Here is a 19623-nt window from a genome sequence, read left to right as displayed (position 1 = left end):
CCGCCCGGTGATGCCGGTCGTTACCCGACTGAAGGCACGGGGACGCACAAGCGGATCGAAAGCTCAATGAAAGACATCACTGCAACCTGGGGACTTTGCTGCGACCAAGCCGTGTCCATTGCAGATGCGATGTTTGATCGCTTGCCCTCGAGCTATTCTGAATTAGCTGAAACTCAGGTCCGTGCCTACTGCGATCGTGGGCAACCCGAATCTGCGGACGAATTGGAGCTGCGAATAGCTCAACTGATGCGGCTGCTCGAGATATTGACTACCATTTCAACGTGCCATTCTACGTCTTCCGTTTTTTCGCAACATTCGGATCACTGCCTCAAGATCGCTAAGCGGTTTTCAACTGGCGTAACTGCTGAAAGTGATGACGCGATTGACGTTGCGGCTGTCCACCAGTCTTTGGCTTCACTGTAGCTCTGGACCCAGCAAGAGCGGGTAACCATCGCATGCAACGGAGGACGGGTGGCACGCGTTTTGGTAAGCTTGCAAGTCTTTCGCCCGTCCCCGCTGATGCGGGACGTTGTACTGGCCTCTGGTATATGTTTTCGAAGCGTCATGTTTTCGAAGCGTCATGTTTTCTAATAGGCAGTGACCTTGTCGCTCGACTTGCAACAATTGATGCGCAAGCATTACCCAAAGCTTGCGAAGTCGAACGGGCTCAGCGGTGACATGCACCGGGCCGCGTGGGCCATCACGCATTGTCGCACGCGAGAGATGGGAGGCCATGTCAACAGTTGCCCAGAAGGCCACTTTCACCAAGTTGCTTACAACTCGTGCTCGCATCGATGCTGCCCGAAGTGCGGGTGGCTGCCTCGCGAGAAGTGGCTTGATGGATGGAAAGCACGGTTGTTGCCGGTCCCGCATCATCACCTCATCTTCACGCTCCCGCACTCGCTCAATCCGCTGTGGCGATACAACAAGCGAGCCTTTGCAGACGCCCTTTTCCAAGCGGCATCGCAGACGCTGATGCAACTGCTTGGATCCCAAGCCTATCTGGGCGCACGGCCTGGGATCCTCGCCGCCTTGCACACGTGGAACCAGAAACTGGATGTGCACGTGCATCTGCATGTCTTGGTTTCCGCCGGCGGACTGACTGAAGACGGAACGTGGGTCGCTGCCAAGAAGAAGTGCCTGTTGCCCCGCAAGGTTGTGATGACCAAGTTCCGTGGCAAGTTCAAGGCGTTGCTGCGAGAGATGGTGGTCGCTGGCAAGATCCAATTGCCACCGGGTAGGAAACGCAACCAGTTCTATGCGTTGCTTTACAAATTGAGTGACCCTTGGAATGTCAAAGTCTTTGACGCCTATGAAGGTGGCGCCAGTGTGGTGACTTATCTGGCTCGCTATCTGCGTGGCGGTCCGATCGGGAACTCCAGGTTGCTGGAGGAACGCGATGGCCAGGTTGTGTTCCGGTACCGACTCAGCGAACTCGAAGGGGGCGACGGAAAACGACAAGGCGTGACTCGCCTGCCAACCGAAACTTTCTTGATGCGTTGGCTGGAACATGTTCCGCCGCGTCGCTACCAATGCGTGCGAGGCTTCGGGCTGTACAGCGGGAATCAGCATTCGGGGCTTGCCGAGGCGCATCAGACATTGGGCAGTTGCTACGACCCTGGTATCGAGGAACCGAAGACATGGCAGGAAGTCTGTGACGCCGCTGGGATGGATCAAGCTTGTCGTTGTCCTGAATGTGGGGCGTTGCTGGTCAGTCACCATTCCTTCCAGCCTGGACGTTCTCCACCGAGCTCCGCGTTTGTCACACGAACCCTTGGACAGATCGCATGATGCGTTCTTCGATACGACCGAAACAACTGCCACCAACGATACCGAAGGTGCACTCTGAGTTGGGTTCGAGTGCACCAGAACGTCCGGCTGTTGCCTTGCTGAGAGACCACGCCACCGATAAAACGCTAAGGCGACAGCGTTTCGACGTAGCACAGGCCCCGGCGGCACAGTACAACCAATCGTTGCACCCGTTTAGCGTCACGCCGGTTGGCAAGGGGAATTTTTTTCGTTGCTAAACGGGTGAACTCAATCGTTATCCGACTGAAATACAATGATTCGATTCTCAATAATTGCATGCATAGCGTTTCTGCCTGTCCACGGACAGTTCGTCCTTGCGAACAACAATCTCTTCCTTCCTGGTGACGCGTTTTTTCCAACGGTTCTAACTGAGTCTGACACAAAACGTTTGCATAGCGCTTCCGACGACGAGCGATCATTTACCTACTCGGCATTTGGGTCTTACCCTGGCGCTTTCTGCGGCTACGCTGGTTACAGCCGAGTTCGATTCCAAGGGTTCGATACTGCGTTCGCAAAGAATCTTGTCTCCGCCTACGAAACTGTGCGTAGTTGGCAGCCTCGCGAACTGCGAGAAGAACGTGTTGACGACGAAATCACTCTCGTCGAGACGAATGGAATTCGTGTCTTGTTCTATCGGTCTGACTTTCCCTTCCCAGGGGGGGCGATTGGACTTCGCTACAACGAAAACTGGGTTGATGACTGCCTCGCCTTTGGTCACCGAAGGGCTCATCTACGCCTTTGTTCTCTCGTTCCCAGTGCGGATGCAATCGCCACATCTTGGCGAGACGCTACGCAGTTTCCCCCGTTCGACTTGACGCTCCCGGATATTGCGACAAAACCAGTTCCCAAGACTCAAGAGGCGGTTGTCGTCAACGGGGACATAAAGGCCATCATTGTTCCTGGGTACAAACTGGTTGATCTCTACGCTCCTGGCGATCGCTTCTTTCGGATATATGTCGTAGATCGCGAAGGTGTTGACGAACTTCACTTCCGAGATGGAAGATGGTTGCCGCCATCGGACGACCTGTTCTGATCGTGGATCGCGGATAACCATGACATGCACCGGAGTCGGGCTTGCGGCCGTTTTCAAATGGAACATCAACACTCCCGACCCGGTGATGTCGGACGTTGTACTGGCCTCTGGTATATGTTTTCGAAGCGTCATGTTTTCTAATAGGCAGTGACCTTGTCGCTCGACTTGCAACAGTTGATGCGCAAGCACTACCCAAGGCTTGCGAAGTCGAACGGGCTCAGCGGTGACATGCACCGGGCCGCATGGGCCATCACGCATTGTCGCACGCGAGAGATGGGAGGCCATGTCAACAGTTGCCCAGAAGGCCACTTTCACCAAGTTGCTTACAACTCGTGCTCGCATCGATGCTGCCCGAAGTGCGGGTGGCTGCCTCGCGAGAAGTGGCTTGATGGATGGCGGTCTCGCCTGCTGCCGGTCCCGCATCATCACCTCATCTTCACGGTCCCGCACTCGCTCAATCCGCTGTGGCGATACAACAAGCGAGCCTTTGCAGACGCCCTTTTCCAAGCGGCATCGCAGACGCTGATGCAACTGCTTGGATCCCAAGCCTATCTGGGCGCACGGCCTGGGATCCTCGCCGCCTTGCACACGTGGAACCAGAAACTGGATGTGCACGTGCATCTGCATGTCTTGGTTTCCGCCGGCGGACTGACTGAAGACGGAACGTGGGTCGCTGCCAAGAAGAAGTGCCTGTTGCCCCGCAAGGTTGTGATGACCAAGTTCCGTGGCAAGTTCAAGGCGTTGCTGCGAGAGATGGTGGTCGCTGGCAAGATCCAATTGCCACCGGGTAGGAAACGCAACCAGTTCTATGCGTTGCTTTACAAATTGAGTGACCCTTGGAATGTCAAAGTCTTTGACGCCTATGAAGGTGGCGCCAGTGTGGTGACCTATCTGGCTCGCTATCTGCGTGGCGGTCCGATTGGGAACTCCAGGTTGCTCGAGGAACGCGATGGCCAGGTTGTGTTTCGGTACCGACTCAGCGAACTCGAAGGGGGCGACGGCAAACGACAAGGCGTGACCCGTTTGCCAACGGACACTTTCTTGATGCGTTGGTTGGAACATGTTCCGCCGCGTCGCTACCAATGCGTGCGAGGCTTCGGGCTGTACAGCGGGAACCAGCACTCGGGGCTTGCGGAAGCACATCAGACATTGGGCAGTTGCTACGCCCCTGGTACCGAGGAACCGAAGACATGGCAGGAAGTCTGTGACGCCGCCGGGATGGATCAAGCTTGTCGTTGTCCTGAATGTGGGGCGTTGCTGGTCAGTCACCATTCATTCCAGCCTGGACGTTCTCCACCGAGCTCCGCGTTTGTCACACGAACCCTTGGACAGATCGCATGATGCGTTCTTCGATACGACCGAAACAACTGCCACCAACGATACCGAAGGTGCACTCTGAGTTGGGTTCGAGTGCACCAGAACGTCCGGCTGTTGCCTTGCTGAGAGACCACGCCACCGATAAAACGCTAAGGCGACAGCGTTTCGACGTAGCACAGGCCCCGGCGGCACAGTACAACCAATCGTTGCACCCGTTTAGCGTCACGCCGGTTGGCAAGGCGAATTTTTTTCGTTGCTAAACGGGTGAACTCAATCGTTCGCCGACGGAAGTTGATTGCATCGAACCTGTTTTCCACACCATGAGCGAGTCAAAAAACGTCATGATCAACAGTACGGGTTACGCTCTTGGTAGCGTGATCTTCGCGGTGTTCGTCTGTGCGGCGATTGGCGTCTTAGGCCAAACTGGTCAATCGATTGCGTTTTTCTTGACGTTCTTTCTCGCTCTGGCTTGTGTCAGCCTATTCATACGATCCAGTGTTTGGCTGCTTAATCGAATCTGTCGGCACTGTCGCGAAGGTTTGTCGGCGGCAAGCGAGCACGATGCAGAGCCTCTCGGCGTTGATCCCACAACAGAACGATTGAAATCCACCCTCGATACCATGCGACGAGAAGAGGCAATCTACGTTGTACGCTACACGCACCGACGTTGCTCGTCGGATGATGTAGTTCGCGTGAAATCGCTCCGAATTCAGGCTGAGATCGAGTTGTTGCGACAAGAGAAAATGCCAAAACCTTGGGCAGAAGCTTGCGGAAAGGTCCTTTCGCGAACATGATTAACGAATTTGCGTTGGATACCGCTAAAGAATGCGACGAACCATCCGATGCAACCGAGCGGCTAAGTCGGGCGTTTTGAAGTGGTTAATCTTCCGTCGCCGCCGGCTGATCGGTAACGTTGTACTGGCCTCTGGTATATGTTTGCGAAGCGTCATGTTTTCTAATAGGCAGTGACCTTGTCGCTCGACTTGCAACAATTGATGCGCAAGCATTACCCAAAGCTTGCGAAGTCATATGGGCTCAGCGGTGACATGCACCGGGCCGCGTGGGCCATCACGCATTGTCGCACGCGAGAGATGGGAGGCCATGTCAACAGTTGCCCAAAAGGCCACTTTCACCAAGTTGCTTACAACTCGTGCTCGCATCGATGCTGCCCGAAGTGCGGGTGGCTGCCGCGCGAGAAGTGGCTTGATGGATGGCGGTCTCGCCTGCTGCCGGTCCCGCATCATCACCTCATCTTCACGCTCCCGCACTCGCTCAATCCGCTGTGGCGATACAACAAGCGAGCCTTTGCAGACGCCCTTTTCCAAGCGGCATCGCAGACGCTGATGCAACTGCTTGGATCCCAAGCCTATCTGGGCGCACGGCCTGGGATCCTCGCCGCCTTGCACACGTGGAACCAGAAACTGGATGTGCACGTGCATCTGCATGTCTTGGTTTCCGCCGGCGGACTGACTGAAGACGGAACGTGGGTCGCTGCCAAGAAGAAGTGCCTGTTGCCCCGCAAGGTTGTGATGACCAAGTTCCGTGGCAAGTTCAAGGCGTTGCTGCGAGAGATGGTGGTCGCTGGCAAGATCCAATTGCCACCGGGTAGGAAACGCAACCAGTTCTATGCGTTGCTTTACAAATTGAGTGACCCTTGGAATGTCAAAGTCTTTGACGCCTATGAAGGTGGCGCCAGTGTGGTGACTTATCTGGCTCGCTATCTGCGTGGCGGTCCGATCGGGAACTTCAGGTTGCTGGAGGAACGCGATGGCCAGGTTGTGTTCCGGTACCGACTCAGCGAACTCGAAGGGGGCGACGGCAAACGACAAGGCGTGACTCGCCTGCCAACCGAAACTTTCTTGATGCGTTGGCTGGAACATGTTCCGCCGCGTCGCTACCAATGCGTGCGAGGCTTCGGGCTGTACAGCGGGAATCAGCATTCGGGGCTTGCCGAAGCACATCAGACATTGGGCAGTTGCTACGCCCCTGGTACCGAGGAACCGAAGACATGGCAGGAAGTCTGTGACGCCGCCGGGATGGATCAAGCTTGTCGTTGTCCTGAATGTGGGGCGTTGCTGGTCAGTCACCATTCATTCCAGCCTGGACGTTCTCCACCGAGCTCCGCGTTTGTCACACGAACCCTTGGACAGATCGCATGATGCGTTCTTCGATACGACCGAAACAACTGCCACCAACGATACCGAAGGTGCACTCTGAGTTGGGTTCGAGTGCACCAGAACGTCCGGCTGTTGCCTTGCTGAGAGACCACGCCACCGATAAAACGCTAAGGCGACAGCGTTTCGACGTAGCACAGGCCCCGGCGGCACAGTACAACCAATCGTTGCACCCGTTTAGCGTCACGCCGGTTGGCAAGGGGAATTTTTTTAGTTGCTAAACGGGTGAACTCAATCGTTATCCGCAGTAGCCATCGACAATCGCAATGACGCTCTCACCGACATGGCCAACGCTGCACTATTTTCGCCGATTCCCGAAGAACTACGATTACGCCTCCGTCAACCCACTATTCAGCGACAACAATACGAACTCGGGGTACTTTCCTGAACTTTCTGCCGAACGATTCGAATGGAAGACACGTTGCGAGTTCGCTTCGGTTGCGTACGGCGAGCCACTTTCAGCGGTCCATGCTCGCCGATCTGCCTTCGGTGGAACCGACATTTACATCGACGAAGACATGGTTACTCCCGACCGCTGTTTGCTAACCCCCGAACCGAATCTGGACACGTCCAGCGTCGGCAATGCGTCTATTCGCTGGCTCGCCAACGATCTCATGGAGGTGCCACGCTTTGCGATTCATTCGGCAACATACGACTATTTCCGCCGGAGCTTTCCCGATTTTTCGAAACCACGTGATGTCGAAATGCTAAACGCGGCGAAAGGACTATCTCTTCGCAAGTACGACCTGTTCGGATTTGTTGTTGCCGGAAAGGGCATTGAAGGTGCAGCCGAAATCGTAGATGGCTCTGATCCTTTGAACCTCATTTGCCATCTATTCGTTGTCGGTGATGTTCGCAAACTCGAGACTGGTGACGAGCTTTGGGGATGGTACCGGGGTACCGTCGGTGACTGTACAATCACTGCTTCGCGTATCGTAGCGACTATCGTAGATGCTCGCCCACAACCCATTCCACGATTGGAGCGTCCAGATGGCGGATAACCATGCCGTGCACGTGCGGACTGGCAAGGTCTGATTGACTAGCGGGTGGGAATCCCGCCTGGGTAAGCGTTAGCCGCGCGCCCAGTATCGAGTGTTACAGGCTTCGTATAGGCACCATGAGCTGAAGTCGAAGTTTGAAGCGTACACAGAGAGGTAGTGAGGATGAAGCGCTCGTAGGTGGCCCTGCGACGTTGAATGGATTTTAGCCCCGAAATTTGGTAACTGTTGGATCCTGCCCAAGGTTTGTGCATCCCTGAAGGCAACATCGCTTGCAGCGTCACTTGGCGAGCAGCAAGCGGAGACCCGGGGTCGGCGGCCCATTCGCATTACACATCAAGCCAATCAGGCAACCAGTGAGACCCTGAAGTTCTTGACCGAACCCAAGCCTTCCAACTTGGCCGATCGAGTATGTCCTAGAAGTGGAATAAGCGACGAAGACAAATGACATTCAGGGAGTCGGATGACCGAATAGTACCGCAGAAGCTTGAAGTCCAATCAGGCGGAATGAAGCCGGGTAATGCTGGCGAAGGGAAGGCGGTCAGGCCAACACGCGTCCAAGACGCCGAGTCGCCCACACTCAGTGGTGGGAGTACGGTTCTGGATCGTCTTGAACGCATCACCGAAAGAGCGAAGACGCATCCCGAAGAGGTTTTCAATAACCTCTTTTCGCTGCTCAATTACGAGTTGCTGTGGTATGCGTTTCGCCGACTGAAGCGAGGGAAAGTGCCGGGGGTCGATGGCGTGGCGGTGGAAGATTACGAGGAGGATCTGGAGGGCAACCTTCTTGGCCTGCTCGATCGACTTCATCGTGGCAGCTATCGCCCGAACCCAAGCTTGCGAAAGAACATCCCGAAAGGGAATGGGAAAACGCGACCTCTGGGGATCGCTTGCGTGGAAGACAAGCTCGTTCAGCGAGCCATGGTGATGGTCCTCGAGCGGATCTACGAAGTCGACTTCTACGACTTCTCGTATGGATTCCGTCCGCAGCGATCATGCCACCAAGCGTTGTCGGCACTCGGTCAAAGCATCGCGACCGAGAAAGTGAACTGGATCAGTGACGCAGACATCGAAGGCTTCTTCGACAACGTGTGTCACGAGAGCCTCTTGGAACTGTTGCAAGTTCGCATCAGCGACCCCAAGCTGCTCGCTCTGATCACGCGGTTTCTCAAAGCAGGTGTGATGATCGAAGGCAAACTGGAAGCAACCGACGAGGGCGTTCCACAAGGTTCGAGCCTCTCTCCGCTGCTTGCGAATGTGTACCTGCATCACGTGTTGGACGTTTGGTTCGAACGGGAAGTGAAGCCACGACTGCAAGGACAAGCGACTCTGATTCGGTATGCGGATGACTTCATCTGCTGTTTTGAATTGGAATCGGATGCGCGGAGATACCAAGCGGTCCTGCCGAAACGACTTGCCCGGTATTGGCTGTCAGTCGCCCAGGAGAAGACGAAGTTGCTCCGATTCGGTCGTTTTGCCCAGCGTGATTCCAAACGCTGGGGCGAAGGGCCTCCGGGAACTTTTGACTTCCTGGGATTCACTCATTACTGCGGGCGCAGCCGCGCTGGAAAGTTCAAGCTGAAACGGAAGACGTCGGGGAAGAAGTATCGGCAGAAGGTCGTGGAACTGCGTCGCTGGTTCAAGAGTCAGTTGGACGTTCCGATCGGCGAGATGTGGCAGACCCTTAACGCGAAGCTTCGCGGTCACTACCAGTACTGCGGTATCAATGACAATTGGCCGATGCTGATGGCGTACCGCAACAAGGCCCGCGTGCTGGTCAAGCGTCACCTCAGTCGTCGGAGCCAAAGCAGCTACGTGAACTGGACGCACCTGGCCCGTCTGTGCGAGCGACATCCCTTGTCGAATCCGCGGCAGCTCACGGACCTGATCGCGATGTCGCGTGCGTCGATGAGTGCTGTGTGAGAGGTGTTGGTTGGGAGCCGGATGCTAGAAAGTGGCACGTCCGGATCTGAGAGGGGCCGAGGGTCAATGCGGCATGGTTAGAATATTGTGACACCACCACAGGAAACCGGTGGCAAACAGGGAACACAAACCCTAACCTAAACCAAAGAGACCTCGGTCTACTCGCCCGAAGGACCGGTGGATCGTTTTCACGAATGGATGCCAAACTCCCGGTCCTCGGTGATCGGTAACGTTCCCCGACTCAATTGCATCGCTCCCGACTTCCAACCATGACTACAACACAAGGCAAATCGGCAATGACGGGGCCTCGTCGTTTTCAATGGCAAATCGGTGGATGGTTTGGGGGTCTTTTAGGCGGATCTGCTTGGCTGATTCCCACCGCTGCGATTCTTGCGTTCAACGGCCAACCCACTATTGCATTGGTGCCGTTCGGATGCTGCTTGCTGATGAACATTGTTGGTTGTGTCCTTTGGTATCGGCGTGATCGGGTTTTGCCGTTTTCCGCATTGATCGGAATCCTGACTCTGTTTTCGATCACAACACCGCTCGCGTGGTTCGCGGTTTCGCTAAACGCAACGCCAGAATCTCTTGTGTCGCTCAACTGGCCCCACTCAGGCATCATTAATACAATGGTCGCGTTGATATGCCCCGCAATCATGGCCTGGTTTTGCATGCTCGAATACTCGCATGACGGCACCTCGAATCAGGCTGGCCAAGAATGCGGGGAACCATCCGATGCAACCGAGCGGCGAAGTCGGGCGGTTTGAAGTGGTTGATCAACCGTCGCCGCCGGCTGATCGGTAACGTTATCCGACTGAAACTTTTCATGCGATTTCGCGTATCCCTTCGGACGCTCCTGGCATTGACGACGTTACTCTGTGTTGTCGGGGGTCTTGCATTTCTACGGCTTAAAGCTGAACGCAATGCTGAAGAACAGCTAGTGGCCGACGGGTTGGCAATATCGTTCGATCCCTGGGGAAATCGCGGTAGATATTGGTACAACGACCCGGAGATTGAACACGAGAACGCGAGTGAGACATTACTAGGCAGGCTAAATTGGGAACTGCTCAGGCATGTGCGATGTGTCGACGGGCAACGCAGTGCAACCGAGGCTGACACGGCTTCCACCGTTGACGACAACTCGCTTCGCTCGCTTGAAAGTCTACGGCATGTGGAGATTTTATATCTCGGATTTCAGCCAATTACAGATTTGGGCTTAGAGTCACTGCGGTACCTTCATTCCCTGAAACACCTCAATCTCTGCGGAACGAAAGTCTCCGACGATGGGCTGGCAAATATCACCAACCTCGACGCACTAGAGTATCTAGCCCTTGAATTTACCATCATTACTGACAGTGGCTTAAAGTACCTTGATGGCTTTGAGGACCTAGAAGAGCTTTCCCTAATGGGGACCAAGATAAAAGGTCCAGGCTTGTCGCATCTTGTGCGACTGGCGTCACTTCGGCGACTCGGGCTTTCCGGCACTGCTGTGCGATCAGACGACCTGCTGCACCTTTCCAGCCTTGCTTCCTTGGAAAACCTTAGTCTTTCAAATACAAAGATCGACGATTCAGCTTCCATTCATCTATCGAAGCTATCAACGCTGAAAAAACTCAACGTTGCAGAGAATAGGCTGTCCGATGAATTCCTCGTGGAGCTTTCAGCGTTGTCGAGTATTGAGAGCTTAAACATCAGTGGCACTGACGTAACCGATCGTTCCGAGAGCGTCATTCTAGGTTTTCCTAATCTTTCAAATTTCTACGCATCTGACACTTCGATGAGCGCGGAATGCCGGGCACGAATCGGTGACTTTGTGAGACGCAACAGATACAAAGGATATTCTGCAATAGGTCGTAACGGCGGATAACCATGGCGATCGGGATAGGGGCCCGGTTGCCCGGGCCCCCTCCCACACCACCTAGCATGCGGGACCGCACTAGGCGGTTGAGCACGAGTTTCAAATCAGCGCGTCGCCGCGATGACCCAGGCCATTGGACCGACAGCTTCGCCGCTAAGAGATTGCCATACGGCAACGGCTCCTTCGCGAGATGAAGTCGATACGTGCTTGCTCGTTCCCTTCAGGCCTTCGCGTCGCCGTTGGTTTCGGCGGATCGCTACTATGCCCTCTGCTGACTTCTCTTTGCACGGGCATACGATACCGCATTCCGCCCCGCCTTTTGGGCAAGCCCTACTCACGGGTACGCATCGAGATCTCCCCGAAGAAGGGACGTCCTTGATCGCTCAAGGACACGTGATCTGTCCCCGCCCAAGTGCTTGATCTACCTCCGCTCAGAACTCCAGCAAGGCATCCGCCGGGCTTCCGGTTCGGCTTCTCGGTCAGCAAGCCACTGTGATCCAGGGAATCGCTCCGCGACGGGCCTGGAGTCGTCGGCCTCGTATCAAGTTTCTGTACGTCACCTGGCGGGTCTTGGCGAGAAGATGTCCAGCGACGATTCTTTGCTCGCTTACCGATCATCTTCGCAGGCTTCCTCCCCACGTTATTCACCTCCCCGCAGTTGCTCCGGGTGGCTTGGGGAATGGCCTCGTACTGTCTTTCTTCAGAGTTACATTTGGTAGACTGCCTCGTCGGGAAAGAAACCGGAACTAAGTACAGGGGACTTGCACCCCACAAGATCACACCCATGTTGGGCGTACTGCACCGAAGTCGGCGATGGTTCGGTTTTCTAGTTTCTTGCAAATTTCTATCGCTGTCCCGGTGATTTGAACCGTTCCCCTACTCGACCAACGCCTATCGAAGCGACCCTGGTATGAGCACTGTTGACGACAACAAGGAAACCTCTGACCCGGCATCGAAGCCACGCCCGGTTTCGATCACAGTCCTTGCATGGTTCCTCATTATCGGCGGTGTGCTATTCCTGCTGATGAAACCACTTACATGGTCCGAATTTGCCTTTGAACGAAACTTATGGAACACATTCTCGAAGGGTGCGTCACTAGTTTGTGGCATTGGACTTCTCGGAATGCGCCGATGGGCTGTGGTGCTGTATTTCGGACTATTCACGCTAAACTGCGTTTTAATTTACACTTGGCACCGAATAAATTGGTGCTGGAACAATACTCCCGCCCCGGTCCTGTCGTGCTTATGATGATCATACCGGCGATCGTCGCCGCAATTACTTTGCCGCGATGGAACGAAATGCGATGGTGACCACATGACCAAATGCAGGGGAACCATGAAATGCACGTGAGGACGGGTGGTCGGTTTTCTCGTCTGCTTGCAAGTCTTTCGCCCGTCCCACGTGATTTCCAACGTTCTGGCACTCGGAACTACGCAAAGTTGATCCTCTCCATTACAGCATGGACATCCGAATGAACATGAGTTCTCTCCCCCTGCTCTTACCGATAGCGACGCTAGTTGTCGTGGCGATCGGGCAGCTAGACGCGGGTGATTATCACGCTAGTGGATACTCGAAAGGACCGCATATCGAAAGTGGATACTTTGGCGGTGACTTTGACTTCTCCGTTGAGGCGCAACCCACATCAGAGACTGAACGACGATTTCTTTCGCTCCTAATCTCAACTCGTGATCTTAACCAGCCAACCCTCGCGTTCAGCATTATTCGCGATGACACCATTGCCAAGGCTGAAGTGACAGATGCCTACTACAGCAAAACGCACGGAGTCGCCGCCTGGACATTTCGAGTCACGATAGACGGGCACCCTACAACTCTCATCTACCAAGTTAAAGACAACGGTGACGGTAAATTCACAGATGTACTTGCGATTGCCAACCGCGCGATCAATTTAGATGAGGGACGGTTGATTGTGATCGGAACACTCGATGACGAGGGTGCCCTCGACCGAGTCTCACAAACAGGTTGTCGGGATGACATGAAGTTCATCGTGAAAATGAAACAGCGCTTCCGTCGGGATCTCAACGCATTCAATGCGGATATGGACGACTGGGAGCCAGAACCATGAAATGCACGGGAGAACGGGTGGTCCGTTTTTTCGTCTGCTTGCAAGTCAATCGCCGCCACCCGCAAAACCCGACCGTTACCCTACTGAAATGCGACACCTCACTCTCCTCGCCGTCGTGGCCATGATGGCCGGATGTATTGGCGACTCAGCCCTGCCGGTTGTGTCATCGACACCGTTACCGGGGACTAATGCTACGGTGGACCTTGGAGGTCCGGATCCCAAAGGGCGTTACCACTACTACATTCAATCTCCAAGCGGTAAATTTACGCACCGGTTCCTCGGACCACTGCCAACCAAAACCTCAACGCCTGCTTCTGTCCAAACGCTCACCGATGGTCAGATTCGCATACAATGGGGACCGGATGAACGTGTCTACTGCATTGTTAATGTCGACAACGCAACTATCGTTCGTGACACGAACCGAGCAAACCCGGAGAATGTCCGGACCGACACAATAGCTTCCCCTGCTTCCCAAGAATCGACCTTTCACACTAACAACGATGGGTAACCACTGCGTGAACCGGAGCACGCGAGCTGAGCGATTTGGCCGTTAGAAACTTTCCCGCGCGTTCCCGGTTCCGCGTACCGTTCGTCGAGCAAAAGACCATCATCATACGCAACGATTCGGTTGAATTTCACTTTGGACCAACGCATACATGACATACTCGCTGTTGGGCGACCTGGGCGTGAGACCGACCGTGCAATTGAGACAGTTGCCCTCGGTGTACGTTGTGCTGACGAACTTGGCGATCGACATTTTGACTCCTGCCATCTTTTGTCCGGGCTTTACCGTGAACCGGATGGCATCGCTCATCATGTGAACGATGGCCTTGGTATTACGCTTCAACAAATCGACGACGCGGTATCCGCGCGCGACCACATTTCTACCGACGCCGATTTCACGATTGACGACGATATTCGTCTCGTGTTCTCGAACGCATTTGCCGCCGCCGACGAAATGTGGCACAGCTATATCGGCACCGAACACTTAATGATTGGCGTTGTCGCGGACGGAACCAAATCTGCTAGGATGTTGGCTGAATTTGGGTACACCGGATCCCAGGTGACGAAGGAGGTCCACGACATCCTTGGATGCTTCGGCGTCTTCAAATGGATACCGGTCGTGCTACGCAGATTGCGGCCACGACGAACCATGTGATGCAACGAAGGACGGGTGGTGCGTTTTCTCGTCTGCTTGCAAGTCGTTCGCCCGTCCTCGCTGATCACCAACGTTCGCCGACCGAAGCATTTGAGGCATTGCTAGATACGCGCAAATGAATGATCCTGAGAATCCATACACGCCTCCATCAACAGCAGACATTCGGTCAGTGCATCGGTTGCATTTGCTGTTTGTTTTTGCTTCTGTGCTTACCGGATTCCTTGCCGCGTTCGCTGGTTTGGCTACAATTGCAACAGCTTACACCAACTTTAGATACGGCTCGGCAGTTGGCGTCCCATTGTGGATTTCCTTGTTGGTCATTGGAGTTTTCGGCTTGAGCACATGCGGGCTGGCATACGCGACGCGGTCCTGGCTTAGAGATCGGCCGGGCCCCGCATTGCTACTCCTGATCGCAAGTGTTCTCCTCTTCTTCACTGGCCAACCGATCGGCGAGTGGCTGTTGTCGCGGTAACGTCACGGCGGGAAAACCAAGATGGCGGATAACCATCGCGTGAACCGGAGAACGCGAGCTAAGCGATTTGTCCGTTAGAAACTTTCCCGCGTGTTCCCGGTTACGCGTAACGTTGAACCTAATCGCTTCTCTCCGGTGCATTTCTGGGTATGCAACCTGGTCTTGAGTGACACGCATCCTGCGTGAGAAAGTGTTGGCGTCCCTGCCAACTCCGTTCCTTCAATCGCTTGACCGATTACTCTGTCCTGTCGGACATGCAGTCTGCCGCGCGATCGCGCGTGCGTCCCATCTCAGCTTGGATGGCAATGCGTGGGCCCGGGGACAACTCAACGGAGCCCTCGCCGAGCGGGCGACGGTTAAAATGGTTGTAGGACTTGCGCTTTTCTGTTTCGCAAGCACTGTGGAATGCTTCCGCACACTGAACTCTCGGAGTGCGATGTTTCCATCCTGCTTAGAGACAAATGCAATGACTTCCTCCGACAAGCATCCCTGCCAGCTGATTCGCCGAATGGCCGAGGACATGCTCATCCGAAACATGGCCCCCGCGACCATCAAGGCCTACACCTACCACGCCAGAAGGTTTGCCGGCTTCATCGGTAAACCGCTCGACGAGGCAACCGTCGAAGACGTTAGAACCTTCCAGCTTTACCTGATCCAAGAGAAGAAGGTCGCCTATAGCTCATTCAACCAAGCCGCCAGAGCTTGCTGGGAATAGCGGCGCGCTACGGTTTCTGTACAAGCACACCATCCGGGTCCCTTGGCCCGTCGCGATGGTTCCCTTCGGGAAACGGCCCAAGACCTTGCCGATCGTGCTCAGCCGTCACGAAATCGACAAGCTGCTTCAATGCACGCCCAACCTGAAACACCGAACCTTCCTGATGACGCTCTACTCGGCCGCACTCCGGTTCTCCGAAGCAGCCCACCTAAGGATCGCCGACCTCGATTCGGATCGGATGATGATTCATGTCCGACACGCCAAGGGAGCCAAGGATCGGCTCGTGCCGCTCTCGCCAAGACTCTTGACCGAGTTGAGGGTTTACTGGAAGAAGTACAGGCCGGCCGACCTGCTGTTCCCCGGCAACTCAGCGACCAAGACCTACGCCGACACGTCGATTCAAAAAGCCATGAAACGGTCTGCCGAGAAAGCGGGAATCAAGAAACGGGTGTATACGCATGTGCTCAGGCACTCTTACGCGACCGGACTGCTAGAAGCCGGCGTGGACTTGCTGACGATCAGCAAGTTGCTCGGGCACGCAAGTTTCGTCACGACGATGATCTACCTGCACTGCCGACGCGAGCACCTGCACAGTGTCCCCAGCCCACTGGATTGGTTGCCGGTGAAACAACTGCCAACGTATCAACCGCCCCAAGAGAACAACGGAAACCCGGAGACCAACAGCCCAAGCTAAGTCTCACCGAGATCCTGCGGCTGCCCGTGGTGGTATGCCGAACTTCGACACGAGTCGCATCGGAAGTTCTGGGCGGAGTCCTATGGAGAGGACTTTCACGATTGGTACCTGCAAACTCAGGTAGAAAGTGCAAAGGAACGCGAGCAAGATCGCCCACCGGCGATTCAGCTGTCGCTACCCGGCCTTGCCGCTTCCCGGGCATACCAAGAATCGTATCTGGTAGACTCTTACTAGCGAATCAGGCGTCCTGATTCGCTTCCCCGACCACCCCAGTGCGGCGACAAAGTTCAACGCACGATCTATGCATGCACCTCCATAGATCGCAATTCGTTCGCCGACTGGGCACTCACCAGCCTATGACGCTGCGGATTTCCAGGCGTTTTGCCCCAGAGTTCCAACGCTTTCGCCAGGCCGTTTCCGTGGTACAATGGATCAAACCTTAAACAGAGGGCAACCCCATGACACTGCAAGAATCTCTCCGCGCTTTACCGCCAGACCAGAAACTCGCGATTGTAACGGAACTTTGGAACGACTTAGCTGTTTCCGCACCGCTGACGCTGCCGTCCGATGAACTTGCAGAAATGCAACGACGACGTGACGAAATGCTAGCAGACCCGTCGATTGCGATTGATTCCGACGAGGTTTGGCGACGTGTCGATGGCGACTGAACGCTACCATCCGCTTTTCGCCGTTGATCTCGCAGATGCCTGTCTGCACTACGATACGATTGGCCCCGACCTTGGCAATCGTTTTCGCGCGAACGTCCGCTCAATCATTCGATCCGTTGCTGAACGTCCAGAATCGTTTGGCAAAGTGGGTGGTGACTTCCGTGGTGCTTTAGTTGATCGCTTTCCCTACGTCGTTGTCTTTGCCGTTGATGGCAACATCCCTTCGATTTTTGGTCTTCGACATGCCGCATCTGACCGTTGCGACTGGTTCACCCGATCTATGCCCGGCGCAAACGGATAACCAGCCGAATCGGGATTGGGGCCCGGTTGTCCGGGGCCCCTCCCACACCACCTTGCATGCGGGACCGCACGAGGTAGGTCGGCAAGAGTCTTTCGGCTTTTGGACTGTTTCGGTAAGCGTCGTTGCTCCCACGTACAACCGGGGCGAACGCCCAAACGGCTCACATGATGATGCCCGATCATTCCTGCCGACCTGCCGAGGAGGTCGAGTATGAGTTTCAAATCAGCGCGTCGCCGCGATGCCCCAAGCCATTGGACCGACCGCTTCGCCGCTAAGAGATTGCCCTCCGGCAACGGCTCCTTCGCGAGATGAAGTCGAACCGTGCTTGCTCGTTCCCTTCAGGCCTTCGTCGACCACCGGGGCCGACGACGATGCCCTCTGCTGACTTCTCTTTGCACGGGCATACGTTACCGCATTCCGCCCCGCCTTTTGGGCAAGCCCTACTCACGGGTAAGCATCGAAATCTCCCCGAAGAAGGGACGTTCTTGATCGCTCAAGGACACGTGATCTGTCCCCGTTCAAGTGCTTGATCTACCTCCGCTCAGAACTCCATCGAGGCATCCGCCGGGCTTCCGGTTCGGCTTCTCGATCAGTAGCCCACTGTGATCCAAGGGATCGCTCCGCGACGGGCCTGGAGTCGTCGGCCTCGTATCAAGTTTCTGTACGTCACCTGGCGGGTCTTGGCGAGAAGATGTCCAGCGACGATTCTTTGCTGGCTTACCGATCATCTTCGCAGGCTTCCTTCCCACGGTTTGTCACCTCCCCGCAGTTGCTCCGGGTGGCTTGGGGAATGGCCTCGGACTGTCTTTCTTCAGAGTTACATTTGGTAGACTGACTCCTCGAAAGAAGCCGGAACGAAGCACAGGGGACTTGCACCCCACAAGATCACGCCCATGTTGGGCGTACTGCACACGGAGTCGGTCTTGCGAGCGATTTGGCAATGGACACCTTCCCCCCCGGGCCCCGTGACGGGCACGATCATTTGATATGGATATGAATATCGCCAATCGCTTTCTCGTCTCCGCATGCTGTTTGCTCTGCGGCTGCGCTCCTGGGAGCGAATCAGCGCCGCTGGCGACCGTCTCAGTTGTGACGATGCTCGAATCAGTCAATGAGGCGAGGGTCATGTCTGTGTCGGACGTTGAAACCGTCGTCAACAATGCCGCGAGCTCAAAACGTGCAATCGTTTTTGTTTACGTGGGGTGGGCACCTATGCGTCCGCAACTCGACCGTTTCGCCGAACTTGCTATCCGGTGGGGCGAAATCCATCCGACTGATCCAATTGGATTCCATTTCGTTGACTTTACAAACGTGAGCAACGACTACCAGCCGCTTACGTCCCTTCCTGGGTGGCCCACACGCGAAGGGCGTCCGTATCCTGAACGATTAGGCGGATGGGGAGAACTTGTCTGGATTCGCAACGGTCGTATCGATCATATTCAGACGGCACTGGACTTTCCAACAGTTGACCCGCTCGTCCATCTGACCTCGAGCCTATTTGCGCACCAAACTTACAAATAACATTGCCGTGGACCAGAGTCGCAAGTTTTGGCAACGACAAAATCTTTCGACGCGTCCCGGTTACCGCCAGCGTTCGCCCGACGAAGTTGAAGACTTGAATCCGTACGATCCGCCCGAAGCAGACGACACTGGGCAACCTGTAGAGAAGTCCTCAGAGCAGCGGATAAGCATGCCGTTCCGTATCGGCCTTGGAACTTTCGCGGTGTTGATGTTCGCATGCACAATTGACGCAATCGTGGACTTGGCGATGCATTTCCAGTTATTGGCCGCATTGCAAATATTCATGGTGTGCGAATTGACCCAATTGATGGCGTCGCTTGCAATCACCGGCAGAGGCGGGTGGACTTTAAGCATTTACCTTTGGTCGCGTTTGCCTGCTTTGGTCAAGTAGACATCACCACTGCTTCACACTACCAAGAACCGCGGCGAACCATCCATGCAACCGAGCGGCGAAATCGGGCGTTTTGAAATGGAAGATAGACCGTCGCCGCCGTGTGATCGGAACCGTTCGTCGACCGGAGATTCGTTGAACCCTTACGCATCGTCCACGTCTATAGGTAAAACAAGCGAACGCAAGGCGTCCGCTCCGCAAAACGCCTGCCCGATTTGTGAGCAACGTTTTCCTCGGACACGACGTTACGCAGCTTCATTTCGTTGCTCGAGGTGCGAAACAAGAATTGGATTCAAGCCCCGACTCAAATACACCTTGCCGACACTGATTGGCTGTTCCGTTCCCTGGATTGCTTTGTGGATCTGCGTGAAAAATGATCCCTCGCAGCTTTCGGTTCTAGGACTTTGGCTCATGGTGCCACCAATTCCGACGTTCTTCGGAGCAATGTTCGTGTCTCAAGCATTCGGGAAGCCCACAGCATACAATGGTTTGTGGTGGGCCTCTGC

At 55.1% G+C, this 19623-nt stretch carries 15 protein-coding genes; 14 read left to right on the top strand and 1 reads right to left on the bottom strand.

The genetic code is table 11. The features are described from left to right. Positions 1-66: 66 nt before the first annotated feature. The 6 genes from UH5x_RS03185 (at position 67) to ltrA (ending at position 9254) form a co-directional block, all read left to right on the top strand. A complete protein-coding gene (locus tag UH5x_RS03185; RefSeq protein ID WP_482634682.1) occupies positions 67-423 on the top strand; it encodes a hypothetical protein in 357 nt (118 codons plus the stop codon). Positions 424-603: 180 nt separating this feature from the next. Then, the gene (locus UH5x_RS03180; RefSeq protein WP_482636113.1) at positions 604-1791 is read left to right on the top strand and encodes an IS91 family transposase; all 1188 of its coding nucleotides are present in this window, start codon (positions 604-606) and stop codon (positions 1789-1791) included. Between the two features lie 1204 nt (positions 1792-2995). Continuing rightward, positions 2996-4183 carry an IS91 family transposase gene (locus UH5x_RS03175; RefSeq protein ID WP_482636112.1) on the top strand — a complete coding sequence of 396 codons (1188 nt, stop codon included), beginning with the start codon at positions 2996-2998 and terminating at the stop codon, positions 4181-4183. A gap of 947 nt (positions 4184-5130) precedes the next feature. Continuing rightward, entirely contained in the window at positions 5131-6318 is a 1188-nt protein-coding gene (locus tag UH5x_RS03170) for an IS91 family transposase (protein ID WP_482636111.1), read from the top strand. A gap of 281 nt (positions 6319-6599) precedes the next feature. After that, positions 6600-7334: a hypothetical protein gene (locus UH5x_RS03165; protein ID WP_482634681.1), complete on the top strand. Its 735-nt coding sequence runs from the start codon at positions 6600-6602 to the stop codon at positions 7332-7334. 504 nt (positions 7335-7838) lie between these two features. Continuing rightward, entirely contained in the window at positions 7839-9254 is a 1416-nt protein-coding gene (gene ltrA, locus UH5x_RS03160; protein ID WP_482634680.1) for a group II intron reverse transcriptase/maturase, read from the top strand. A gap of 316 nt (positions 9255-9570) precedes the next feature. Here ltrA and UH5x_RS03155 read toward each other — a convergent pair whose 3' ends face one another. Then, complete coding sequence (locus UH5x_RS03155) at positions 9571-9927, bottom strand: hypothetical protein (protein WP_482634679.1); 357 nt, start codon at positions 9925-9927, stop codon at positions 9571-9573. A 99-nt stretch (positions 9928-10026) separates the two neighbouring features. On the opposite strand from UH5x_RS03155, the gene UH5x_RS03150 reads away from it, so the two are divergent. The 8 genes from UH5x_RS03150 (at position 10027) to UH5x_RS03115 (ending at position 19117) form a co-directional block, all read left to right on the top strand. Further along, the gene (locus UH5x_RS03150; protein ID WP_482634678.1) at positions 10027-11121 is read left to right on the top strand and encodes a leucine-rich repeat domain-containing protein; all 1095 of its coding nucleotides are present in this window, start codon (positions 10027-10029) and stop codon (positions 11119-11121) included. A 1469-nt stretch (positions 11122-12590) separates the two neighbouring features. Continuing rightward, positions 12591-13196, top strand: a complete 606-nt coding sequence (locus tag UH5x_RS03145) for a hypothetical protein (RefSeq protein ID WP_482634677.1) — start codon at positions 12591-12593, stop codon at positions 13194-13196. A 628-nt stretch (positions 13197-13824) separates the two neighbouring features. After that, positions 13825-14355 (top strand): Clp protease N-terminal domain-containing protein, encoded by a 531-nt coding sequence (locus UH5x_RS03140; RefSeq protein ID WP_482634676.1) that lies wholly within the window; start codon positions 13825-13827, stop codon positions 14353-14355. Positions 14356-15293: 938 nt separating this feature from the next. Next, positions 15294-15542 carry a site-specific integrase gene (locus tag UH5x_RS03135; protein ID WP_236696509.1) on the top strand — a complete coding sequence of 83 codons (249 nt, stop codon included), beginning with the start codon at positions 15294-15296 and terminating at the stop codon, positions 15540-15542. A gap of 55 nt (positions 15543-15597) precedes the next feature. Further along, positions 15598-16236: a tyrosine-type recombinase/integrase gene (locus UH5x_RS03130; protein WP_236696510.1), complete on the top strand. Its 639-nt coding sequence runs from the start codon at positions 15598-15600 to the stop codon at positions 16234-16236. Positions 16237-16694: 458 nt separating this feature from the next. Continuing rightward, on the top strand, positions 16695-16904 hold the full coding sequence (locus UH5x_RS03125; protein WP_047816162.1) for an addiction module protein: 210 nt from the start codon (positions 16695-16697) through the stop codon (positions 16902-16904). A gap of 1294 nt (positions 16905-18198) precedes the next feature. Beyond that, the gene (locus UH5x_RS03120) at positions 18199-18726 is read left to right on the top strand and encodes a hypothetical protein (protein WP_150122650.1); all 528 of its coding nucleotides are present in this window, start codon (positions 18199-18201) and stop codon (positions 18724-18726) included. Beyond that, the gene (locus tag UH5x_RS03115) at positions 18704-19117 is read left to right on the top strand and encodes a hypothetical protein (RefSeq protein ID WP_482636136.1); all 414 of its coding nucleotides are present in this window, start codon (positions 18704-18706) and stop codon (positions 19115-19117) included. The genes UH5x_RS03120 and UH5x_RS03115 overlap by 23 nt, the downstream gene beginning before the upstream one ends. Positions 19118-19623: the final 506 nt, after the last annotated feature.

This window comes from Rhodopirellula sp. UH5, assembly GCF_056839225.1.
Note: the sequence above shows the minus strand (reverse complement) of the source record. Positions and strands in the feature narration are given on the sequence as shown.

What these genes read in the sequence shown, in the direction of transcription:
- UH5x_RS03185 (WP_482634682.1), top strand. Translation starts at nt 67, where the DNA reads ATGAAAGACATCACTGCAACCTGGGGACTTTGCTGCGACCAAGCCGTG.
- UH5x_RS03165 (WP_482634681.1), top strand. Translation starts at nt 6,600, where the DNA reads ATGACGCTCTCACCGACATGGCCAACGCTGCACTATTTTCGCCGATTC.
- ltrA (WP_482634680.1), top strand. Translation starts at nt 7,839, where the DNA reads ATGAAGCCGGGTAATGCTGGCGAAGGGAAGGCGGTCAGGCCAACACGC.
- UH5x_RS03155 (WP_482634679.1), bottom strand. Translation starts at nt 9,927, where the DNA reads ATGCAAAACCAGGCCATGATTGCGGGGCATATCAACGCGACCATTGTA.
- UH5x_RS03145 (WP_482634677.1), top strand. Translation starts at nt 12,591, where the DNA reads ATGAGTTCTCTCCCCCTGCTCTTACCGATAGCGACGCTAGTTGTCGTG.
- UH5x_RS03135 (WP_236696509.1), top strand. Translation starts at nt 15,294, where the DNA reads ATGACTTCCTCCGACAAGCATCCCTGCCAGCTGATTCGCCGAATGGCC.
- UH5x_RS03130 (WP_236696510.1), top strand. Translation starts at nt 15,598, where the DNA reads ATGGTTCCCTTCGGGAAACGGCCCAAGACCTTGCCGATCGTGCTCAGC.
- UH5x_RS03125 (WP_047816162.1), top strand. Translation starts at nt 16,695, where the DNA reads ATGACACTGCAAGAATCTCTCCGCGCTTTACCGCCAGACCAGAAACTC.
- UH5x_RS03120 (WP_150122650.1), top strand. Translation starts at nt 18,199, where the DNA reads ATGAATATCGCCAATCGCTTTCTCGTCTCCGCATGCTGTTTGCTCTGC.